The following is a 252-nucleotide window of genomic DNA, read 5'->3' on the forward strand; positions in this document are numbered from 1 at the left end:
TTAATGATTCTTTATGTATTTGCTAATGGGCAGGCTCGCAGATTCTTTTATGAGTTTTCTTTTAAACCCAATAAAGATTCTTCAAGAGTAGAAAAAGAATTAACAATCCTAGATGTTACAAAACAGAAATCTATTTATAGAGATTATTTGTCAGTATCTCAAGATTCAATGATTGAAAGTAACATTGAAAAGATGAAAACAACGGGTGTACAAATTGATTTATCAAAATTATTTAAGAATCCGAAGTTCATG

1 pseudogene is annotated in these 252 nt (G+C 28.2%); it reads left to right on the forward strand.

Going from position 1 to position 252, the window contains the following annotated elements:
- A pseudogene (locus SCA31_RS24610) lies at nt 1-252 on the forward strand (GLPGLI family protein); the annotation flags it as partial.

The organism is Chryseobacterium sp. SIMBA_028 (assembly GCF_046535285.1).
In the GTDB taxonomy this organism is placed as follows: domain Bacteria; phylum Bacteroidota; class Bacteroidia; order Flavobacteriales; family Weeksellaceae; genus Chryseobacterium.